This is a genomic window from Metapseudomonas phytobenefica (assembly GCF_043392685.1).
GTDB lineage: Bacteria > Pseudomonadota > Gammaproteobacteria > Pseudomonadales > Pseudomonadaceae > Metapseudomonas.
Genome location: NZ_JBHZGM010000009.1, coordinates 22,782 through 42,756, shown reverse-complemented (window position 1 = coordinate 42,756; position 19,975 = coordinate 22,782). Strand labels below are relative to the sequence as shown.

Sequence of the window (19,975 nt, the reverse complement as noted above, 5' to 3'; positions counted from 1 at the left end):
CCTGGTAGCTTGGTGCCGAGGAACAAGGCCCAACGATTCCGGGCACGCCAGGCGCGCCTTGTCGGGCTTCGTAGGATCAGACCAGCGTGGCCCGCACCAACCTACGGCAGGACTACGTCCTGCTAGGCGAATGAATTGGCTATGTCTGCGTTTGTTGCTGGCAGAGATAGGAGTCTGTAGGAGCTAGCTTGCTAGCGAAAAGGGGCCATTCGCTGGCAAGCCAGCTCCTACAGGCTCAGTTCACGCATCTTCTTGAGCACGGCATTCAGGCCATTGCTGCGTGATGGTGACAGTTGCCGACCCAATCCCAGCTGATTGAACCAGTCCGCCAGGTCGATTCCCGCCAGTTCGCTGCCTTCCAGCCCGTCGACGCGGGCCAGCAGGACCGCCAGCAGGCCGCGGATCAGCCGCGCATCGCTGCCGGCGCGGAAATGCCATTGCTCACCCCGGCGCTCTGCCACCAGCCACACCTGGCTTTCGCAGCCGTGAACCCGGTTGGCATCGCTGCGTTCGGCGTCGCTCAGGGCTTCCAGCCGTTCGCCCCATTGCATCAGCAGGCGCGCGCGCTGTTCCCAGCCGCCGGCAACGGTGAATGCGTCCAGGGCTTCCCGGGCCTTGGCGGGCAGGCTCATCGCAGCATCTCCAGGGCCTTGTCCAGGGCGCCGAAGAAGCGCTCCAGGTCATTGCCGTCGTTATAAAGGCCGAGTGACACGCGAATGGCGCCCTGCAGGCCGAGGCGGTGCATCAGCGGCATGGCGCAGTGGTGGCCGGCGCGCACGGCGATGCCCTGCTCGGTAAGCAGGTGCGCGAGGTCGGCGTTGTGCACGCCTTCGACGCTGAAACTGGCCAGCGCCAGTTCGGGCTCGCCCAACAGCTGCACGCCGTCCCGTGCAGCCAGCCCGGCCAGCAGCTTGGCGTGCAGGGCCGCTTCATGGCCGGCGATGGCGGCGGCGTCCAGGCCGCCCAGGTAATCCAGCGCGGCGCCCAGGCCGATCACCGAGGCGATGGCCGGGGTGCCGGCCTCGAAGCCCAGGGGCGCGCCGTGGAAGTCGGCGTTCTGGTAGGCCGCGGTGTGGACCATCTCGCCGCCGAACTGCCAGTGCCCGAGGCGCGCCAGTGCCTCGCTGCGACCGTAGAGCACGCCGACGCCGTCCGGGCCGTAGAGCTTGTGGCTGGAGAATGCATAGAAGTCGCAGCCCATCGCCTGTACGTCGTGGCGGCCATGGACCGCGCCCTGGGCACCGTCGACCACGGTAACGGCGCCCTGGCTGCGGGCCAGGGACAGCAGTTCGCCCAGCGGCTGCCAGCGACCCAGGACATTGGACAGCTGGCTCACCGCCAGCAGGCGGGTACGCGGGCCGATCATCCGGCGCGCCTGTTCCAGGTCGATCAGGCCGCGATCATCCAGCGGCAATACCACCAGCCTGAGTTGCCGGCGCAGGGCCAGTTGCTGCCAGGGCAGCAGGTTGGCGTGGTGTTCCAGGGCGCTGATGACGATTTCGTCGCCGGCCTGGAACAGGTGTTCGAGTCCGTAGGCCAGGAGGTTGATGGCCTCCGTGGTGCCGCGGGTGAAGAGGATTTCCGCCGGGCTTGCGGCATTCAGCCACTGTGCCGCCCGCGTCCGGGTGCCTTCGAAGGCGCGGGTGGCGCGCTCGCCCGGCAGATGCTGGGCGCGATGCACATTGGCTGCGCCGCTGGTGTAGTAACCGAGAAGGGCGTCGAGCACCGCCTGGGGCTTCTGCGAGGTGGCGGCACTGTCGAGATAGGTTTGGCCCTCGGCTGCGAAGGCCGAAAGGGCAGGGAAGTCGGAGCGCCAGGGGGAGGAAAGAGACATGATGTAGCACGCAAAAATTGGAAGTGAAGCGTCGCGAGCGACGGCCAGGCAAGACGAGATCAGGCGAGGACGCGGAGTTTACGAGTGTAAATGAGCACGTCCGAGCCCGATCTCAACGCAGCATGGCCTAGCGCAGTAGCTTCAGGCCAATTTTTTAGTTGTGGGCGTGCAGCGCTTCATTCAGCTCGATCGCGGTCTTGTTGGTCTTGCACTCGACGGCGCCGTTTTGCGAGTTGCGGCGGAACAGCAGGTCGGCCTGGCCAGCCAGGTCGCGGGCCTTGACCACTTTCACCAGCTGGTTCTGGTCGTCCAGCAGCGCAACCTTGGTGCCGGCGGTGATGTACAGGCCGGCTTCGACGATGTTGCGGTCGCCCAGCGGGATGCCGATGCCGGCGTTGGCGCCGATCAGGCAGCCTTCGCCCACGGAGATGACGATGTTGCCGCCGCCGGACAGGGTGCCCATGGTGGAGCAGCCGCCGCCGAGGTCGGAGCCCTTGCCGACGAAGACGCCTGCGGAGACGCGGCCTTCGATCATGCCCGGGCCTTCGGTGCCGGCGTTGAAGTTGATGAAGCCCTCGTGCATCACGGTGGTGCCTTCACCCACGTAGGCACCCAGGCGTACACGGGCGGTGTCGGCGATGCGCACGCCGGCCGGGACCACGTAGTCGGTCATTTTCGGGAACTTGTCCACGGAGAAGACTTCCAGCAGCTCGCCCTTGAGGCGGGCTTCCAGCTGACGCTCGGCCAGTTCGGCGAGGTCGATGGCGCCCTGGCTGGTCCAGGCGACGTTCGGCAGAAGCGGGAAGATGCCGGTCAGGTTCAGGCCGTGCGGCTTGGCCAGGCGGTGCGACAGCAGGTGCAGCTTGAGGTAGGCCTCGGGGGTGGAGGTCAGCGCGGCGTCTTCGGCCAGCAGGGTGGCGACCAGCGGCTTCTGGCTTTCGGCCAGGCGGGTCAGCAGGGCGGCCTGGGCGGCGTCGATGTCCTTCAGGGCGGTGGCCAGCTGTGCCGCCTGGGCCTTGCTGATGGCGATGGCCTGGTTGCCGGCGCTGTAGCCGAGCACCGGGGCGACGGCGGCGACCAGTTGCTCGGACGGCTTGAGCAGGGGCTGGGCGTAGAAGACTTCCAGCCAGTTGCCCTGGCGGTTCTGGGTGCCGACGCCGAAGGCGATGCTGAAGAGAGCGTTGGACATGGGGATTCCTCTTGCTAAGGGGTTGGTCAGGCACCGGGCCAGGCGGTTGCGCGGCGGTGCCTGGTCGTCGATCGGGTTACTTGAACGCGGCGGCGTAGAGGTCCGGCTTGAAGCCGACCAGGGTGCGGTCACCCAGGTCAAGCACCGGACGCTTGATCATTGACGGCTGGGCCAGCATCAGGGCAATGGCCTTGTCCTGGTCCAGGTCGGCCTTCTGCGCGTCTTCCAGCTTGCGGAAGGTGGTGCCGGCACGGTTCAGGACGGTTTCCCAGCCATGCTCGGCGCACCATTTCTCCAGGCTGGCGCGATCGATGGCTGACGCCTTGTAGTCATGGAAGCTGTAGGCCACGCCCTGTTCTTCGAGCCAGGTGCGCGCCTTCTTCATGGTGTCGCAGGCCTTGATGCCGTAGAGGGTGATGCTCATGGTGTGTTTCCTTCGAATCTCACAGGCCCTTGATGAAGTCGCGGATGCGCTCGCCGGCTTCCATGCATTCGGCCAGCGGGGCCACCAGGGCCATGCGCACGCGGCCGGCGCCGGGGTTGAAGCCATCGACGGCGCGCGACAGGTAGGACCCGGGCACCACGGTGACGTGCTCGCGGGCGAACAGCTCGCGGGTGAAGGTTTCGTCGTCCACCGGGGTCTTCGGCCAGAGGTAGAAGCCGCCATCGGGACGCTGCACGTCCAGTACCGGACCAAGGATATCCAGCATGGCGTCGAATTTCTCGCGGTACATGGCGCGGTTGGCGCGCACGTGCACTTCATCCTTCCAGGCCGCGACGCTGGCCAGTTGGGTCTGCACCGGCATGGCGCAGCCGTGATAGGTGCGGTACAGCAGGAAGGACTTGAGGATGTCGGCGTCGCCGGCGACGAAACCGGAGCGCAGGCCCGGCAGGTTGGAGCGCTTGGACAGGCTGTGGAACACCACGCAGCGCGCAAAATCCGAGCGGCCCAGTTCGGCGCAGGCGGTGAGCAGGCCGGCGGGCGGGTTCTGTTCGTCGAAGTACAGCTCGCTGTAGCACTCGTCGGCGGCGATGACGAAGTCATGCTCATCGGCCAGGGCGATCAGCTTCTTCAGCGTCTCCACCGGGATCAGCGCACCCGTGGGGTTGCCCGGGGAGCAGAGGAAGAGGATCTGGCAGCGCTGCCAGACGTCCGCCGGCACGGCGTCGAAGTCCGGGTTGAAACCGTTCTCCGCCAGGCACGGCAGGTAATGGGGCTCGGCGCCGGCCAGCAGGGCCGCACCTTCGTAGATCTGATAGAACGGGTTCGGGCTTACCACCAGGCCGCTGTCGGCTCGGTTCACCACCGCCTGGGTAAAGGCGAACAGCGCCTCGCGGGTGCCGTTCACCGGCAGCACGTGGCGGGCGGCGTCGAGCCAGCCGGCGGGCACCCTGAAGCGGCCCTCGCACCACTGGGCGATGGTTTCGCGCAGGGCCGGGATGCCCAGGGTGGTGGGGTAGACCGCCAGTTGATCGAGATTCGCCGTCAGCGCTTCGGCGACGAAGGCCGGGGAGCGGTGCTTGGGCTCGCCGATGGACAGGGCGATGGCCTTTTTCCCGGCCGGCTGGGCGCCGGCGAGCAGGGCACGGAGTTTCTCGAAGGGGTAGGGCTGCAACTGGTTCAGGGCGTCATTCATGGTTGTAGGGCGTCAACAGGGAGGTCGTGGGTCAATCGGTGCAATCCGGCCAGCGGCCTTATTGCACCCTACGGGTTCAGATGCTCATCCGGGTCGGGCCCTGGCTCTTGCCGTTGGCGTCGGACAGCTGGGAGACGATGGCCTCCTGCAGTCGTCGGCAGAGCTCGGGGTCGGAGAGCGGCTGGTTGTTGGCGTCGGTGACGAAGAACACGTCTTCCACCCGCTCGCCGAGGGTGGCGATCTTGGCGTTCTGCAGCGACAGGTCGAACTCGAGGAAGATGAGCCCGATGCGCGCCAGCAGGCCGGGGCGGTCGGGGGCGGTCAGTTCGAGGATGGTCACCGGGCGCTGGGCGTCGTTGGAGATGGTCACCTGCGGCGGGAAGGCGAAGTGCTTGAGCTGGCGCGGGACGCGGCGCTGGATGATGGCCGGGTACTCGTCCGGGTTCTTCAGGGCGTCGATCAGGCCTTCGCGGATCTCGCGGATACGCGCCGGGTTGTCGCCGATCCGCCCGCCGTCGGCATCGAGCACGATGTAGGTGTCGAGGGTGAACTGGCTGGTGGAGGTGAGGATCCGCGCGTCGTGGATGTTCAGGTTCAGCTGCGACATGGCGGCCACGGTCACGGCGAAGAAGTCGTGCTGGTCCGGCGCGTAGATAAAGATTTGGGTGGCGCCCTCGAACTCGCGCTGGGCGGTTTCCTTGATCAGTACCAGCGGGTCGTTGCCGGGCGGGTGCTGGAGGATCGCCTCGGTGTGCCAGGCCACGTCGTTGGCGGTGTGGCGCAGGAAGTAGTCGTCGCCCAGCTGGCTCCAGAGCTGCTCGGCCTCGTCCTGGTCGATGCCGTTGCGCACCAGGATGTCGATGGCGGCGGTCTGGGTCTGGCGGATCTGCTCTTCGCGGTCCAGCGGGTTTTCCAGGCCGCGGCGCAGGGCGCGCTTGGTCTCGGTATAGAGCTGGCGCAGCAGGCTGGCGCGCCAGGAGTTCCACAGGCTCGGGTTGGTGGCGTTGATATCGGCCACGGTGAGCACGTAGAGGTAGTCCAGGCGGGTCTGGTCGCCCACCAGGCGTGCGAAGTCGAAGATCACCTGCGGGTCGGAGAGGTCCTTGCGCTGGGCGGTGGTGGACATCACCAGATGGTGCTGCACCAGCCAGGCCACCAGGCGCGAATCCCACACCGGCAGCTGGTGGCGGGCGCAGAAGGCCTCCGCGTCCACGGCACCCAGCTCGGAGTGGTCGCCGCCGCGGCCCTTGCCGATGTCGTGATAGAGCCCGGCGAGGTAGATCAGCTCCGGCTTGGGCAGCTTGTCGATGAGCTTGCTGGCCAGGGGGAATTTTTCCGCCAGCTCCGGCCACTTCAGCTTGCGCAGGTGCTTGATCAGGTTGAGGGTGTGGGCGTCCACCGTATAGATGTGGAACAGGTCGTGCTGCATCTGCCCGATGATCTTGCCGAACTCCGGCAGGTACAGGCCGAGGATGCCGTAGCGGTTCATCCGGCGCAGGTTGCGGTGGATACCCTGGCTGGACTTGAACAGCTCGATGAACAGGCTGGTGTTGCGGATGTCCTTGCGGAAATCGTCGTCGATCAGGTGGCGGCTGTCCCGCAGCAGGCGGATGGTGTCCGCGCGCACGCCCTTGATCTCCGGGTGCTGGGCCATCAGCACGAAGATTTCCAGCATGGCGAAGGGGGTGCGCTTGAAGACATTCGGGTGAGTCACCTCGATATAGCCGTCGCGCAGCTGGAATCGGCTGTTCAGCGGCTGCGCCTGGCCGGTCTCGCCTGCGCGCAGGATGACTTCCTCGAAGTGCTGGTTGATCAGGTCGCTGAGTTCGGAAACTCCCATCACCACCCGATAGTACTTCTGCATGAAACGCTCGATGCCGAGCTTGCTGTCGCCGTCTTCGAAGCCGAGGAGGGAGGCGATCTTGCGCTGGTGATCGAACAGCAGGCGGTCTTCGGCGCGTCCGGCCAGCATGTGCAGGGCGTAGCGTACCTTCCAGAGGAATTCCTGGCTGGAGGCCAGCATGCTGCACTCGCTTTCCACCAGGAAGCCCTGCTGCACCAGGCCGTGCAGGTTGAGGCTGCCGAACTGGCGGCGGGCGACCCAGAGGATGGTCTGGATATCACGCAGGCCGCCCGGCGAACCCTTCACGTTGGGTTCCAGGTTGTATTCGGTGTCGTTGTATTTGGCGTGGCGGGCCTTCTGTTCCTTTCGCTTGGCGACGAAGAAGTGCTTGCTCGGCCACATCTGCTCGGGGCTGGTGACCTCCAGCATGCGCTGGCGCAGATGTTCGGGGCCGGCGATGGTGCGGCTTTCCATCAGGTTGGTGACCACCGTCAGGTCGGCCTGCGCCTCTTCGGCACATTCGGCCACCGAGCGCACGCTCTGGCCCACTTCCAGGCCGATGTCCCAGAGCAGAGTGAGGAAGCCTTCGATGGGCTCGCGGAAGATTTCGTGGTCGGCGCTGTCCAGCAGGATCAGCAGGTCGATATCGGAGAAGGGGTGCAGCTCGCCGCGCCCGTAGCCGCCCACGGCCAGCAGGGCGATGTCGGCGTCCTCGCTCCAGTCGAAGCGCTCCCAGGCCGCCCGCAGGATCTGGTCGACGAACCAGGCGCGGTCTTCTACCAGGCGACGGATGTCGCGGCCGCTGGTGAAACGGTTGTCGAGTACGTCGCGGGCCTGGCGAATGGCCTTCTTGAAGGCAGCGATGGGGCTGGACTTCAAGGCCAGTTCCGCCTGGAACTGGCCGCGGTCGAACAACTCGGGATCCACCTGCGGCATGGGGCGGCGTTCCTTATATAAGGTGGGTGATCAGGACGAGGTGCGCGACAGGGTGTCGTCGCTGCGCAGGGTCAGGATTTCATAGCCGTTGGCGGTCACCAGGACGGTGTGCTCCCACTGCGCGGAAAGCTTGCGGTCCTTGGTGATGGCGGTCCAGCCGTCACCCAGCAGGCGGGTTTCCGGGCGGCCCTGGTTGATCATCGGCTCGATGGTAAAGGTCATGCCTTCCTTGAGCTCCATGCCGGTGCCGGCGCGGCCGTAGTGCAGGACCTGGGGCTCTTCGTGGAACACGGCGCCGATGCCATGGCCGCAGTATTCACGGACCACCGAATAGCCCTGCTTCTCGGCGTGCTTCTGGATCACTTCGCCGATATCGCCCAGGCGTGCGCCCGGCCTTACCAGCTGGATGCCCTTGTACATGCACTCCTGGGTCACGCGGCAGAGCTTGTCGGCCCATTCCGGCGTCTTGCCCACCAGGAACATCTTGCTGGTGTCGCCGTGGTAGCCGTCCTTGATGACGGTGACGTCGATGTTGATGATGTCGCCATCCTTCAGCGGCTTCTCGTTGGGAATGCCGTGGCATACCACGTGATTGACCGAAGTGCAGATCGATTTGGGGAAGCCCTTGTAGTTCAGGGGCGCGGGGATGGCCTGCTGCACGTTGACGATGTAGTCATGGCAGATGCGGTCCAGTTCCTCGGTTGTCACGCCGGGTTTGACATGCTCGCCGATCATCTCCAGCACTTCGGCGGCCAGGCGGCCGGCAACGCGCATTTTCTCGATTTCGGCGGGCGTCTTGATGGTGACGGTCATATTGGCTCTCGGGCGCAAACGGAAAAGGCCTGATATTAACAGCTTAAAGCCGCAAGCCATAAGCTCCAGGGAGCAAGGCAGCTGATTTGCGGCGTATCGTTGCAGTAGCTCTGCCCGGCTTTTTGTGCTATAAAACGCGCCGCTTTACGGGCGTGCTGTCCGGAAGCCTTGAACCCACACACGTATCGACACGATCTCCTGGGTGCCCGAAAGGGTTGGATATTGGGATACGTGGAGGCCTAACCCGACTTATCGAGGAATAGAAATGTCCCAAGTCAACATGCGCGATATGCTGAAGGCCGGTGTGCACTTCGGCCACCAGACCCGTTACTGGAACCCGAAAATGGGCAAGTACATTTTCGGTGCGCGTAACAAGATTCACATCATCAACCTTGAAAAGACCCTGCCGATGTTCAACGAGGCCCTGAGCTTCGTTGAGAAGCTGGCTGCGGGCAAAAACAAGGTTCTGTTCGTCGGCACCAAGCGCTCCGCTGGCAAGATCGTTCGTGAAGAAGCTGCTCGTTGTGGCTCCCCGTACGTCGATCACCGCTGGCTCGGCGGCATGCTGACCAACTACAAGACCATCCGTCAGTCCATCAAGCGCCTGCGCGAGCTGGAAACCCAGTCCCAGGACGGCACCTTCGCCAAGCTGACCAAGAAAGAAGCCCTGATGCGCACCCGCGACCTCGAGAAGCTCGAGCGCAGCCTGGGCGGTATCAAGGACATGGGCGGCCTGCCGGACGCTCTGTTCGTGATCGACGTTGACCACGAGCGCATCGCCATCACCGAAGCCAACAAGCTGGGCATCCCGGTAATCGGCGTTGTCGATACCAACAGCAGCCCTGAAGGCGTTGATTACGTCATCCCGGGTAACGACGACGCCATCCGCGCCGTTCAGCTGTACCTCTCCAGCGTTGCCGATGCTGTAATCCGCGGCCGTCAGAATGCCGTTGGCGGTGCTGACGAGTTCGTCGAAGAAGCTGCTTCCGAGGCCGCAGAAGGCTGAGTTGACAGCCATCTAGCGTTACCCGGTGCGCAAGAAGGGGGCTAGGCCCCCTTTTTGCCACCTCCGAATTGTGAATGCCCGGTCTCCGGGCTGAATGGTTGAAAACCTATTCAAGAGGATTGCGACATGGCAGAGATTACTGCAGCCCTGGTTAAAGAACTGCGCGAGCGTACCGGCCTGGGCATGATGGATTGCAAGAAGGCCCTGACCGCCGCTGATGGCGACATCGAGAAGGCCATCGACGACATGCGCGCCGCTGGCGCCATCAAGGCTGCCAAGAAGGCTGGCAACATCGCCGCCGAAGGTGCCATCGCTGTCAAAGTGGCTGACGACAACAAGGTTGCCGTCATCATCGAAGTCAACTCCCAGACTGACTTCCTGGCTCTGCAGGACGACTTCAAAGGCTTCGTTGCCGCATCCCTGGAACAGGCTTTCAACGACAAGCTGACCGACGCTGCTCCGCTGATCGAAGCTCGCGAAGAAGCTCGTCTGGCCCTGGTTGCCAAGACCGGCGAAAACGTCAACATCCGCCGTCTGACCCGCGTTGAAGGCGACGTGGTGGGTGCCTACCTGCACGGCCACCGCATCGGCGTAGTCGTGAGCCTGAAAGGCGGTAACCCGGAACTGGCCAAGGACATCGCCATGCACGTGGCTGCCAGCAACCCGCAGTTCCTGAGCCCGAACCAGGTTTCCGAAGAAGCCATCGCCAAGGAAAAGGAAATCTTCCTGGCCCTGAACGCCGACAAGATCGCCGGCAAGCCGGAAAACATCGTCGAGAACATGGTCAAGGGCCGTATCGCCAAGTTCCTGGCCGAAGCCAGCCTGGTCGAGCAGCCGTTCGTCAAGGATCCGGAAGTCAAGGTCGGTGACCTGGCCAAGAAGGCCGGCGCTGAAATCGTTTCCTTCGTTCGTTACGAAGTAGGCGAAGGTATCGAGAAGGTCGAAGTCGACTTCGCTGCCGAAGTAGCTGCCCAGGTCGCCGCTACCAAGCAATAAGACGGCTTCGGCTGTCGCCCCGCAAGAGGCTGCCCGCTCACGCGCGCGGCCTCTTCGTCAAACTGGGGAACCCATTCGGGGCGGTTCCGGCGGCGGACCCGGTAGCCGGGCACCAAGCGCCGTTTGCGCAGTCTCAGGACTCGCCAGTACACCGGGCCTCTAGGCCCATGAATTCAATAGCGCCGCAGGAGAGATACGCAATGGCTCAGCAGGTGAGTGGCCGCCAACCTCGCTATAAACGCATTCTGCTCAAACTCAGCGGTGAGGCCCTTATGGGCTCCGAGGAGTTCGGTATCGATCCGAAAGTCCTCGATCGCATGGCGCTGGAAATCGGCCAGCTGGTCGGTATTGGCGTCCAGGTCGGCCTGGTGATCGGCGGCGGCAACCTGTTTCGTGGTGCGGCCCTGAGCGCCGCCGGCATGGATCGGGTGACCGGCGACCACATGGGTATGCTGGCTACCGTGATGAACGCCCTGGCCATGCGCGATGCGCTGGAGCGTTCCAACATCCCCGCCATCGTGATGTCGGCCATTTCCATGGTTGGCGTGACCGACCACTACGACCGCCGCAAGGCCATGCGCCACCTGAGTTCCGGCGAAGTGGTGATCTTCTCCGCCGGCACCGGCAACCCGTTCTTCACCACCGATTCGGCCGCCTGCCTGCGTGCCATCGAAGTGGATGCCGACGTGGTGCTGAAAGCCACCAAGGTCGATGGCGTGTACACTGCCGACCCGTTCAAGGACCCCAATGCCGAGAAGTTCGAGCGTCTGACCTACGACGAGGTGCTCGATCGCAAGCTGGGCGTCATGGACCTCACGGCCATTTGTCTGTGCCGTGATCAGAAGATGCCGCTGCGGGTCTTCAATATGAATAAACCGGGTGCCCTGCTGAACATCGTGGTCGGCGGCGCCGAAGGAACCCTGATCGAGGAGGGCGAACAGTGATCAACGAGATCAAGCAAGAAGCGCAGGAGCGCATGAAGAAAACCCTGGAATCGCTGGATCATGCTTTCGCCAAGATCCGCACCGGGCGTGCGCACCCGAGCATCCTGGACAGCGTCATGGTCTCCTACTACGGCGCCGACACTCCGCTGCGCCAGGTGGCCAACGTGGTGGCCGAGGACTCCCGTACCCTGGCTCTGACCGTGTTCGACAAGAGCATGATCCAGGCTGTGGAAAAAGCCATCATGACCTCCGACCTTGGCCTGAACCCGGCTACCGCCGGCACCACCATTCGTGTGCCGATGCCCGCCCTGACCGAGGAAACCCGCAAGGGCTACACCAAGCAGGCGCGTGCCGAGGCCGAAAACGCCCGTGTTGCCGTGCGCAACATCCGTCGTGATGCCCTGGCGCAGCTGAAGGACCTGGTCAAGGAAAAGGAAATCAGCGAAGACGAGGAGCGTCGTGCCGCTGATGACGTCCAGAAGCTGACCGACAAGTTCGTTGGCGAAGTCGACAAGGCTCTGGAAGCCAAAGAAAAAGACCTGATGGCCGTCTGACGTCCGGAATCGCCATGGACAAGAACCAGCAAGGCGCGAACCCCGCGGTGCCACGGCATGTGGCGATTATCATGGACGGTAACAACCGTTGGGCGAAGAAGCGTCTGCTGCCTGGCATCGCCGGTCACAAGGCCGGCGTGGACGCGGTCCGGGCGGTAATCGAGGTGTGTGCCGAGGCCGGTGTCGAGGTGCTCACCCTGTTCGCCTTCTCCAGTGAGAACTGGCAGCGACCGGCCGACGAGGTGAGCGCCCTGATGGAGCTGTTCCTGGGGGCGCTGCGCCGCGAGGCCAGGCGTCTGGACCAGAACGACATCCGCCTGCGCATCATCGGCGACCGCTCGCGCTTCCATCCGGAGCTGCAGGCCGCCATGCGCGAGGCCGAGCAGTTGACCTCCACCCACCAGAAGTTCGTCCTCCAGGTCGCCGCCAACTATGGTGGCCAGTGGGACATAACCCAGGCCGCACAGCGCCTGGCGCGTGAGGTCCAGGCCGGTCACCTGCAGGTCGATGACATTTCTCCGCAGTTGCTGCAAAGCTGCCTGGTCACCGGCGACCTGCCGCTGCCCGACCTGTGCATCCGCACCGGTGGCGAGCATCGCATCAGCAACTTCCTGCTTTGGCAGCTCGCCTACGCCGAGCTGTATTTCTCCGATCTCTTCTGGCCTGACTTCAAGCACGAAGCCATGCGCAAGGCGCTGGCCGACTTCGCCAAGCGCCAGCGTCGCTTCGGCAAGACAAGCGAGCAGCTGGAAGCCGAGGCCCGAGCCAAATGCTGAAACAACGCGTCATCACCGCCCTGGTGTTGTTGCCCATCGCCCTTGCGGGCTTTTTCTGGCTGGACGGCGGCGCCTTCGCGCTGTTCATCGGTGCCGTGGTTAGCCTCGGCGGCTGGGAATGGGCACGCCTGGCGGGCTTTTCCTCGCAGCCCCTGCGCGTCGCCTACGGCCTGCTCGTGGCGGCACTGCTCTACGGACTTTATCTCGTACCCGCACTGGCGCCGCTGGTCCTGATACTCGGCGTGCTCTGGTGGGGGGCAGCGACCATCCTCGTGCTGGGTTATCCCGAAACCAGCCGCTACTGGGGCGGTACGCCGGGCAAGCTGGTCATCGGCCTGCTGATCCTGCTGCCGGCCTGGCAAGGCCTGGTGCTGTTCAAGCAATGGCCGCTGGCCAACTGGCTGATTCTCGCCGTGATGGTGCTGGTCTGGGCAGCCGACATCGGCGCCTATTTTTCCGGCAAGGCATTCGGCAAGCGCAAGCTGGCGCCCAACGTCAGTCCCGGCAAAAGCTGGGAAGGGCTGGTAGGTGGTCTGCTGGCCAGCCTGCTGATCACCGTGGGGGTCGGTTTCTACCGTGGCTGGGTGGGTTCCGAGCTGGTGCTGGCCCTGGCCGGCGCGGCCCTGGTGGTGCTGATCTCGGTGGTGGGCGACCTGACCGAAAGCATGTTCAAGCGCCAGTCTGGCATCAAGGACAGCAGTAACCTGCTGCCCGGCCATGGTGGCGTGCTGGACCGCATCGACAGTCTGACCGCCGCCATCCCGCTGTTCGCCGCGCTGCTCTGGGCGGCTGGCTGGGGTGCTCTGTGAACCAGCCGCAACGCATTACCGTGCTGGGGGCTACCGGCTCCATCGGCCTCAGCACCCTGGATGTCGTCGCGCGCCATCCTGATCGTTATCAGGCCTTCGCCCTCAGCGGCTTCAGCCGGCTGAGCGAGCTGGAGGCCCTGTGTCTGCGCCATCGCCCCGAATTCGCCGTGGTGCCGGACGCCGACTCTGCCCGTCATCTGCAAGGCAGTCTGCTTGCAGCCGGGCTTCGGACCCGCGTGCTGGTGGGGGAAGAGGGGCTTTGCGAAGTCGCTGCCCATCCGCAAGTCGACGCCGTGATGGCGGCCATCGTCGGCGCTGCCGGCCTCAAACCGACCCTGGCGGCGGTCGAGGCGGGCAAGCGCGTCCTGCTGGCCAACAAGGAAGCGCTGGTGATGTCCGGTGCCCTGTTCATGCAGGCCGTGCGCAAGAGTGGCGCCGTGTTGCTGCCTATCGACAGCGAACACAACGCGATTTTTCAGTGTCTGCCCCGGGATTACGCCCGCGGGCTGGCGCCTGTAGGCGTGCGCCGCATCCTCCTGACGGCTTCTGGCGGCCCGTTCCGCGAGATGCCGCTGGAGCAGTTGTCAGAGGTCTCGCCTGAGCAGGCCTGTGCGCATCCGAACTGGTCCATGGGGCGCAAGATTTCCGTGGATTCGGCCAGCATGATGAACAAGGGGCTGGAACTGATCGAGGCCTGCTGGCTGTTCGACGCACGCCCGGCCCAGGTGGAAGTCGTGATCCATCGGCAGAGCGTGATCCACTCGCTGGTGGACTACGTGGATGGATCGGTACTGGCCCAGCTGGGCAATCCGGACATGCGCACCCCCATCGCCCACGCACTGGCATGGCCGGAACGCATCGAATCCGGCGTTTCGCCGCTGGATCTGTTCGCTGTGGCCCGCCTGGATTTCCAGGCTCCGGACGAAGGGCGTTTCCCCTGCTTGCGCCTGGCTCGACAGGCGGCGGAGGAGGGCGGCAGCGCCCCGGCGATGCTCAATGCGGCGAACGAGGTGGCCGTTGCAGCCTTCCTGGATCGGCGCATCCGTTTCACCGAGATCGCGAGTATCATCGACGAAGTGCTGAACCGCGAAGCAGCGAATGCGGTCGAAACGCTGGACTCCGTCCTGCAAGCCGACGCCCGGGCCCGGGCCGCGGCGCAGCAGTGGCTGGTCCGTCAAGGGCGCTAGCGACCGGTCTTCAGCGGCCGCCTGCTCCGGAGGAAACCGATGAGCGCTATCTACATGATTCTTGGCACCCTGATCGCACTCGGGGTGCTGGTGACCTTCCACGAGTTCGGTCACTTCTGGGTGGCCCGTCGGTGCGGGGTCAAGGTCCTGCGATTCTCCGTCGGCTTCGGCACGCCGCTGTTCCGTTGGCATGATCGCCACGGCACGGAGTTCGTCGTCGCTGCCATTCCCCTCGGCGGCTACGTGAAGATGCTGGACGAGCGTGAGGCCGAAGTGCCCGCGGAACTGCTCGGGCAGTCCTTCAATCGCAAGCCGGTGGGGCAGCGCATCGCAATTGTCGCGGCCGGTCCCGTCGCCAACTTCCTGCTTGCGCTGTTGTTCTTCTGGGTACTGGCGATGCTCGGCAGCCAGCAGATCAGGCCGGTCATCGGCAGCATCGCCCCCGACAGCATCGCTGCTCGCGCTGGCCTCGAGGTTGGCGAGGAAATCGTTTCGGTCGATGGCAAGGCCGTCACCGGCTGGGCCCAGGTCAATCTGCAGCTGGTTCGGCGCCTGGGCGAATCCGGAACCTTGCAGGTAGGCGTCCGCGAGGCCGGCGCCACCACCGAAGAGATCCGCGAGCTGCAGCTGAGCGCCTGGCTCAAGGGCGTGGAAGAGCCTGACCCGATTGGCGCTCTGGGTATTACTCCCTGGCGCCCGGCTATCCCGCCTGTCCTCGATGAACTGGATCCGAAAGGCCCGGCCCAGGCCGCCGGCCTCAAAGTTGGCGACCGCCTGCTGGCCCTGGATGGCCAACCTCTGGACGACTGGCAGCAACTGGTCGAGCGGGTGCGCAAGCGTCCCGCCGAGCGCATCACCCTCAGCGTCGAGACTCAAGGGCAGGCGCGTGACGTCCAGGTGACCCTGGCGTCCCGTGGCGAGGGTGAGGCGCGCAGCGGCTACCTCGGTGCTGGAGTGAAAGGTGTCGACTGGCCGGCGGAAATGCTCCGGGAAGTCAGTTTCGGTCCGCTCGATGCGGTGACCGAAGCAGCGGCCAGGACCTGGTCCATGAGCCTGCTAACTCTGGATTCCCTAAAGAAAATGCTGCTTGGTGAGCTCTCGGTAAAAAACTTGAGCGGGCCGATAACCATTGCTAAAGTGGCGGGCGCTTCAGCCCAGTCCGGGGTGGGGGATTTTCTCAATTTCCTCGCCTATCTGAGCATAAGCCTGGGGGTTCTCAATCTGTTGCCAATTCCCGTCCTTGATGGGGGGCACCTGCTGTTCTATCTGATCGAATTGACGCGGGGTCGCCCATTGTCAGAGCGGGTGCAGGCTTGGGGGGTGCAGATCGGTATCAGTCTGGTTGTAGGGGTGATGTTGCTCGCCCTGGTAAATGATCTGAGCCGTCTGTAACGAGTCACTGATTTTCGAGTCTGCCGCCTTGTGCGGCAGATTCTTTATTACCGGTTGGAATAAAAAAGGACTTCATGAAACGCCTGCTGCTACCTGCGGTGCTTGCCGCACTCATGATCGCCGAGGTTCACGCCGAGTCCTTCAACATCTCCGACATTCGCGTCAACGGCCTGCAGCGGGTTTCCGCCGGCAGCGTGTTCGGCGCCCTGCCGCTCAACGTCGGCGACACCGCGGACGACCGTCGCCTGGTCGAAGCCACCCGCGCACTGTTCAAGACCGGCTTCTTCCAGGACATCCAGCTGGGTCGCGATGGCGACGTCCTGGTCATCACCGTTGTCGAGCGTCCGTCGATCTCCAGCATCGAGATCGAGGGCAACAAGGCCATCAGCACCGAAGACCTGCTCAAGGGCCTGAAGCAATCCGGCCTTTCCGAAGGCGAGATCTTCCAGCGTGCCACCCTCGAAGGTGTGCGTAACGAGCTGCAGCGCCAGTACGTCGCTCAGGGCCGTTACTCCGCCGAGATCGAGGCTGAAGTGATTCCGCAGCCGCGCAACCGTGTGGCACTGAAGATCAAGATCAACGAAGGCTCGGTCGCAGCCATCCAGCACATCAACATCGTCGGCAATACCGTCTTCCCTGACGAAGACCTGATCGACCTGTTCGAGCTGAAGACCACCAACTGGCTGTCCTTCTTCAAGAACGACGACAAGTACGCCCGCGAGAAGCTCTCCGGTGACCTGGAGCGCCTGCGTTCCTACTACCTGGACCGCGGCTACATCAACATGGATATCTCTTCCACCCAGGTATCCATCACTCCGGACAAGAAGCACGTCTACATCACCGTCAACGTCGATGAAGGCGAGAAGTACACCGTTCGCGAAGTCAAGCTCTCCGGCGACCTCAAGGTGCCCGAGGACGAAGTGAAGAAGCTGCTGCTGGTTCAGCAGGGCCAGGTGTTCTCGCGCAAGGTGATGACTACCACTTCCGAACTGATCACCCGCCGCCTGGGTAACGAGGGCTATACCTTCGCCAACGTCAACGGCGTGCCGGAAGCCCACGACGAGGACAACACCGTTTCCATCACCTTCGTGGTGGACCCGGGCAAGCGTGCCTACGTCAACCGCATCAACTTCCGCGGCAACACCAAGACCGAAGACGAAGTGCTGCGCCGCGAAATGCGCCAGATGGAAGGTGGCTGGGCCTCGACCTACCTGATCGACCAGTCCAAGACCCGTCTGGAACGCCTCGGCTTCTTCAAGGAAGTGAACGTCGAAACCCCGCAGGTGCCCGGCACCGACGACCAGGTCGACGTCAACTACACCGTGGAAGAGCAGCCGTCCGGCTCCATCACCGCGAGCGTGGGCTTCGCCCAGAGCGCCGGCCTGATCCTCGGTGGCTCCATCAGCCAGAACAACTTCCTGGGTACCGGTAACAAGGTCAGCATCGGCCTGACCCGCTCCGAGTACCAGACCCGCTACAACTTCGGCTTCGTCGATCCCTACTGGACTCCGGATGGCGTCAGTCTGGGCTATAACGCCTTCTACCGCAGCACCGACTACGACGATCTCGACACCGACGTGTCCAGCTATGCCGTGGACAGCTACGGCGCCGGCGTCAGCATCGGATATCCGATCAGCGAGACGTCGCGCCTGACCTACGGTCTGACCGTACAGCAGGACAAGATCAATACCGGTATCTACACCGTCGATGAGATTTTCGATTTCATCGAGCAGGAAGGCGACAGCTACCTGAACTTCAAGGGCTCCATCGGCTGGTCCGAATCGACCCTGAACAAGGGCGTGCTGGCCACCCGCGGCCATTCCCAGAGCCTGGTGCTGGAAAGCACCATCCCGGGTAGCGACCTGTCGTTCTACAAGCTCGACTACCGTGGCCAGCTGTTCACCCCGTTGAGCCAGAACACCGCTCTGCGCTGGCACACCGAGCTGGGCTATGGCGACAGCTATGGTTCCACCTCCGAGCTGCCGTTCTACGAGCACTACTTCGCCGGCGGCTTCAACTCCGTACGCGGCTTCGAGGACAGCAGCCTCGGCCCGCGCAGTACGCCGAGTAAAGGTACTAACCCGGGCACCGCTCTGGACCCGGACCAGGACCCGCTCCCCTTCGGTGGTAACGTGCTGATCCAGGGCGGTGTGGAATTGCTGTTCCCGATGCCGTTCGTCAAGGACCAGCGTCAGTTGCGTACCGTGCTCTTCTGGGATGTGGGTAATGTGTTCGACACCAGTTGCTCGTCCACTGCGACCAACTGCAGCAGCATCAACGCCGGTGATCTGGCCAGCTCCGTGGGTGTGGGCCTGACCTGGATCACCGCCCTGGGGCCGCTGAGTTTCAGTCTGGGCATGCCGATCAAGAAGCCGGACAATGCCGATACCCAGGTATTCCAGTTCTCCCTGGGCCAGACGTTCTAAGTGTTTCATCAAGACAACAGTATGTGTTGCAGGAGTTGCATCGTGCGTAAGTTGACTCAATTCGTTCTGGTTGCCGCTGCCATGATGGCGACTCCGGCCTTCGCGGAAATGAAGATTGCGGTATTGAACTATCAGATGGCCCTGCTGGAATCCGACGCCGCCAAGAAATACGCCGTCGACGCCGAGAAGAAGTTCGGTCCCCAGCTGAACAAGCTGAAGACCTTGGAAAGCGACGCCAAGCGCATCCAGGACCGCCTGGTGAAGGATGGCGAGAGGATGCAGCAGGCCGAGCGTGAGCGCCTGGAGCTCGAATTCAAGCAGAAGGCCCGTGACTTCCAGTTCCAGTCCAAGGAACTGAACGAAGCCAAGGCCGTTGCCGATCGCGATATGCTCAAGCAGCTCAAGCCCAAGCTGGACAAGGCTGTCGAAGAAGTGCTGAAGAAAGGCAGCTATGACCTGGTGCTGGAGCGCGGTGCAGTGGTTGACGTCAAACCGCAGTACGACATCACCCGCCAGGTCATCGAGCGCATGAACCAGCAGCGCTGATGATGGCGGCCCCGGTCTTCACACTCGGCCAACTGGCCGAACGTCTCGGCGCCACCCTGCGTGGCTCCGAGGACAAGGCTATCAGCGGCCTGGCCACCCTGCAGGAGGCCGGTCCGGGTCAGCTCACCTTCCTGGCCAACCCGCAATACCGCAAGTTCCTTGCCGATACCAAGGCCACCGCCGTGCTGCTCACTGCAGCCGACGCCGAAGGCTTTGCTGGCAATGCCCTGGTGGTGGCCAATCCCTACCTGGCCTACGCCGAGCTGTCCCACCTGTTCGATCCCAAGCCCAAGGCACAGCCGGGGATTCACCCGACTGCCGTGGTCGCGGCCGATGCCAAGGTCGATCCCAGCGCCAGCGTTGGCGCCTACGTGGTGATCGAGTCCGGTGCGCAGATCGGCGCTGGCGTGACCCTGGGTGCCCACTGCGTGGTCGGTGCCCGCACCGTCATCGGTGAGGGTGGCTGGCTGGCTCCCCGTGTGACCCTCTATCACGATGTGAAGATCGGCAAGCGCGTGGTGATCCAGTCTGGCGCCGTGATCGGCGGCGAGGGTTTCGGCTTTGCCAACGAAAAGGGTGTCTGGCAGAAAATTGCACAGATCGGTGGCGTGACCCTGGGCGACGATGTCGAAGTCGGCGCCAACACCACCATCGACCGTGGTGCTCTCTCCGATACCCTGATCGGCAACGGCGTGAAGCTGGATAACCAGATCATGATCGCGCACAACGTGCAGGTCGGTGACAACACGGCCATGGCAGGCTGCGTGGGTATTTCCGGCAGTACCAAGATCGGCCGCAACTGCATGATCGCCGGCGGCGTGGGCATGGTTGGCCACATCGAAGTGTGCGACAACGTATTCGTCACCGGCATGACCATGGTGACGCGCAATATCACCGAGCCGGGAGCCTATTCCTCCGGTACCGCGATGCAAACCGCCGCGGAATGGAAGAAGAGTGCTGCCCGGATCCGCCAGTTGGACGACATGGCGCGTCGTCTGCAGCAACTGGAAAAGCGCCTGGCGGCAGTGACCCCGGGCGGGGATGTTTCATCAGAAGCGTGATTCACGCAGCGCCGTGCATCCCCAAT

General features: G+C 63.7%; 18 protein-coding genes. 11 read left to right on the top strand and 7 right to left on the bottom strand.

Annotated features, from left to right (window positions below):
- Positions 1–227: 227 nt before the first annotated feature.
- The 7 genes from ACFW0B_RS10025 to map form a co-directional block, all read right to left on the bottom strand.
- On the bottom strand, positions 228–632 hold the full coding sequence (locus ACFW0B_RS10025) for a SufE family protein (protein ID WP_449147759.1): 405 nt from the start codon (positions 630–632) through the stop codon (positions 228–230).
- On the bottom strand, positions 629–1,834 hold the full coding sequence (locus ACFW0B_RS10020) for an aminotransferase class V-fold PLP-dependent enzyme (protein ID WP_449147758.1): 1,206 nt from the start codon (positions 1,832–1,834) through the stop codon (positions 629–631). The genes ACFW0B_RS10025 and ACFW0B_RS10020 overlap by 4 nt, the downstream gene beginning before the upstream one ends.
- Before the next feature lie 154 nt (positions 1,835–1,988).
- A complete protein-coding gene (gene dapD, locus ACFW0B_RS10015) occupies positions 1,989–3,023 on the bottom strand; it encodes a 2,3,4,5-tetrahydropyridine-2,6-dicarboxylate N-succinyltransferase (RefSeq protein WP_449147757.1) in 1,035 nt (344 codons plus the stop codon).
- 76 nt (positions 3,024–3,099) lie between these two features.
- A complete protein-coding gene (locus ACFW0B_RS10010; protein WP_449147756.1) occupies positions 3,100–3,447 on the bottom strand; it encodes an ArsC family reductase in 348 nt (115 codons plus the stop codon).
- A 19-nt stretch (positions 3,448–3,466) separates the two neighbouring features.
- The gene (dapC, locus tag ACFW0B_RS10005) at positions 3,467–4,660 is read right to left on the bottom strand and encodes a succinyldiaminopimelate transaminase (RefSeq protein ID WP_449147755.1); all 1,194 of its coding nucleotides are present in this window, start codon (positions 4,658–4,660) and stop codon (positions 3,467–3,469) included.
- 76 nt (positions 4,661–4,736) lie between these two features.
- Positions 4,737–7,439 (bottom strand): [protein-PII] uridylyltransferase, encoded by a 2,703-nt coding sequence (locus ACFW0B_RS10000; protein WP_449147754.1) that lies wholly within the window; start codon positions 7,437–7,439, stop codon positions 4,737–4,739.
- Between the two features lie 30 nt (positions 7,440–7,469).
- Entirely contained in the window at positions 7,470–8,252 is a 783-nt protein-coding gene (gene map, locus ACFW0B_RS09995) for a type I methionyl aminopeptidase (RefSeq protein WP_449147753.1), read from the bottom strand.
- A gap of 265 nt (positions 8,253–8,517) precedes the next feature.
- Here map and rpsB point away from each other — a divergent pair, with 265 nt between their 5' ends.
- The 11 genes from rpsB (at position 8,518) to lpxD (ending at position 19,949) form a co-directional block, all read left to right on the top strand.
- The gene (gene rpsB, locus ACFW0B_RS09990) at positions 8,518–9,258 is read left to right on the top strand and encodes a 30S ribosomal protein S2 (protein WP_449147752.1); all 741 of its coding nucleotides are present in this window, start codon (positions 8,518–8,520) and stop codon (positions 9,256–9,258) included.
- A gap of 126 nt (positions 9,259–9,384) precedes the next feature.
- Positions 9,385–10,254 (top strand): translation elongation factor Ts, encoded by an 870-nt coding sequence (tsf, locus tag ACFW0B_RS09985; RefSeq protein ID WP_449147751.1) that lies wholly within the window; start codon positions 9,385–9,387, stop codon positions 10,252–10,254.
- Between the two features lie 200 nt (positions 10,255–10,454).
- Entirely contained in the window at positions 10,455–11,198 is a 744-nt protein-coding gene (gene pyrH / locus ACFW0B_RS09980; RefSeq protein ID WP_044873768.1) for a UMP kinase, read from the top strand.
- On the top strand, positions 11,195–11,752 hold the full coding sequence (gene frr, locus ACFW0B_RS09975; RefSeq protein WP_449147750.1) for a ribosome recycling factor: 558 nt from the start codon (positions 11,195–11,197) through the stop codon (positions 11,750–11,752). The genes pyrH and frr overlap by 4 nt, the downstream gene beginning before the upstream one ends.
- 14 nt (positions 11,753–11,766) lie before the next feature.
- Complete coding sequence (gene uppS, locus ACFW0B_RS09970) at positions 11,767–12,528, top strand: polyprenyl diphosphate synthase (RefSeq protein WP_449147749.1); 762 nt, start codon at positions 11,767–11,769, stop codon at positions 12,526–12,528.
- Positions 12,522–13,337, top strand: a complete 816-nt coding sequence (locus ACFW0B_RS09965; protein ID WP_449147748.1) for a phosphatidate cytidylyltransferase — start codon at positions 12,522–12,524, stop codon at positions 13,335–13,337. The genes uppS and ACFW0B_RS09965 overlap by 7 nt, the downstream gene beginning before the upstream one ends.
- On the top strand, positions 13,334–14,524 hold the full coding sequence (gene ispC, locus ACFW0B_RS09960; RefSeq protein ID WP_449147747.1) for a 1-deoxy-D-xylulose-5-phosphate reductoisomerase: 1,191 nt from the start codon (positions 13,334–13,336) through the stop codon (positions 14,522–14,524). The genes ACFW0B_RS09965 and ispC overlap by 4 nt, the downstream gene beginning before the upstream one ends.
- A gap of 39 nt (positions 14,525–14,563) precedes the next feature.
- A complete protein-coding gene (gene rseP, locus ACFW0B_RS09955) occupies positions 14,564–15,916 on the top strand; it encodes a sigma E protease regulator RseP (RefSeq protein WP_449147746.1) in 1,353 nt (450 codons plus the stop codon).
- Positions 15,917–15,990: 74 nt separating this feature from the next.
- A complete protein-coding gene (bamA, locus tag ACFW0B_RS09950; protein ID WP_449147745.1) occupies positions 15,991–18,342 on the top strand; it encodes an outer membrane protein assembly factor BamA in 2,352 nt (783 codons plus the stop codon).
- Between the two features lie 42 nt (positions 18,343–18,384).
- Positions 18,385–18,888 (top strand): OmpH/Skp family outer membrane protein, encoded by a 504-nt coding sequence (locus tag ACFW0B_RS09945; RefSeq protein ID WP_449147744.1) that lies wholly within the window; start codon positions 18,385–18,387, stop codon positions 18,886–18,888.
- The gene (lpxD, locus tag ACFW0B_RS09940; protein ID WP_449147743.1) at positions 18,888–19,949 is read left to right on the top strand and encodes a UDP-3-O-(3-hydroxymyristoyl)glucosamine N-acyltransferase; all 1,062 of its coding nucleotides are present in this window, start codon (positions 18,888–18,890) and stop codon (positions 19,947–19,949) included. The genes ACFW0B_RS09945 and lpxD overlap by 1 nt, the downstream gene beginning before the upstream one ends.
- Positions 19,950–19,975: the final 26 nt, after the last annotated feature.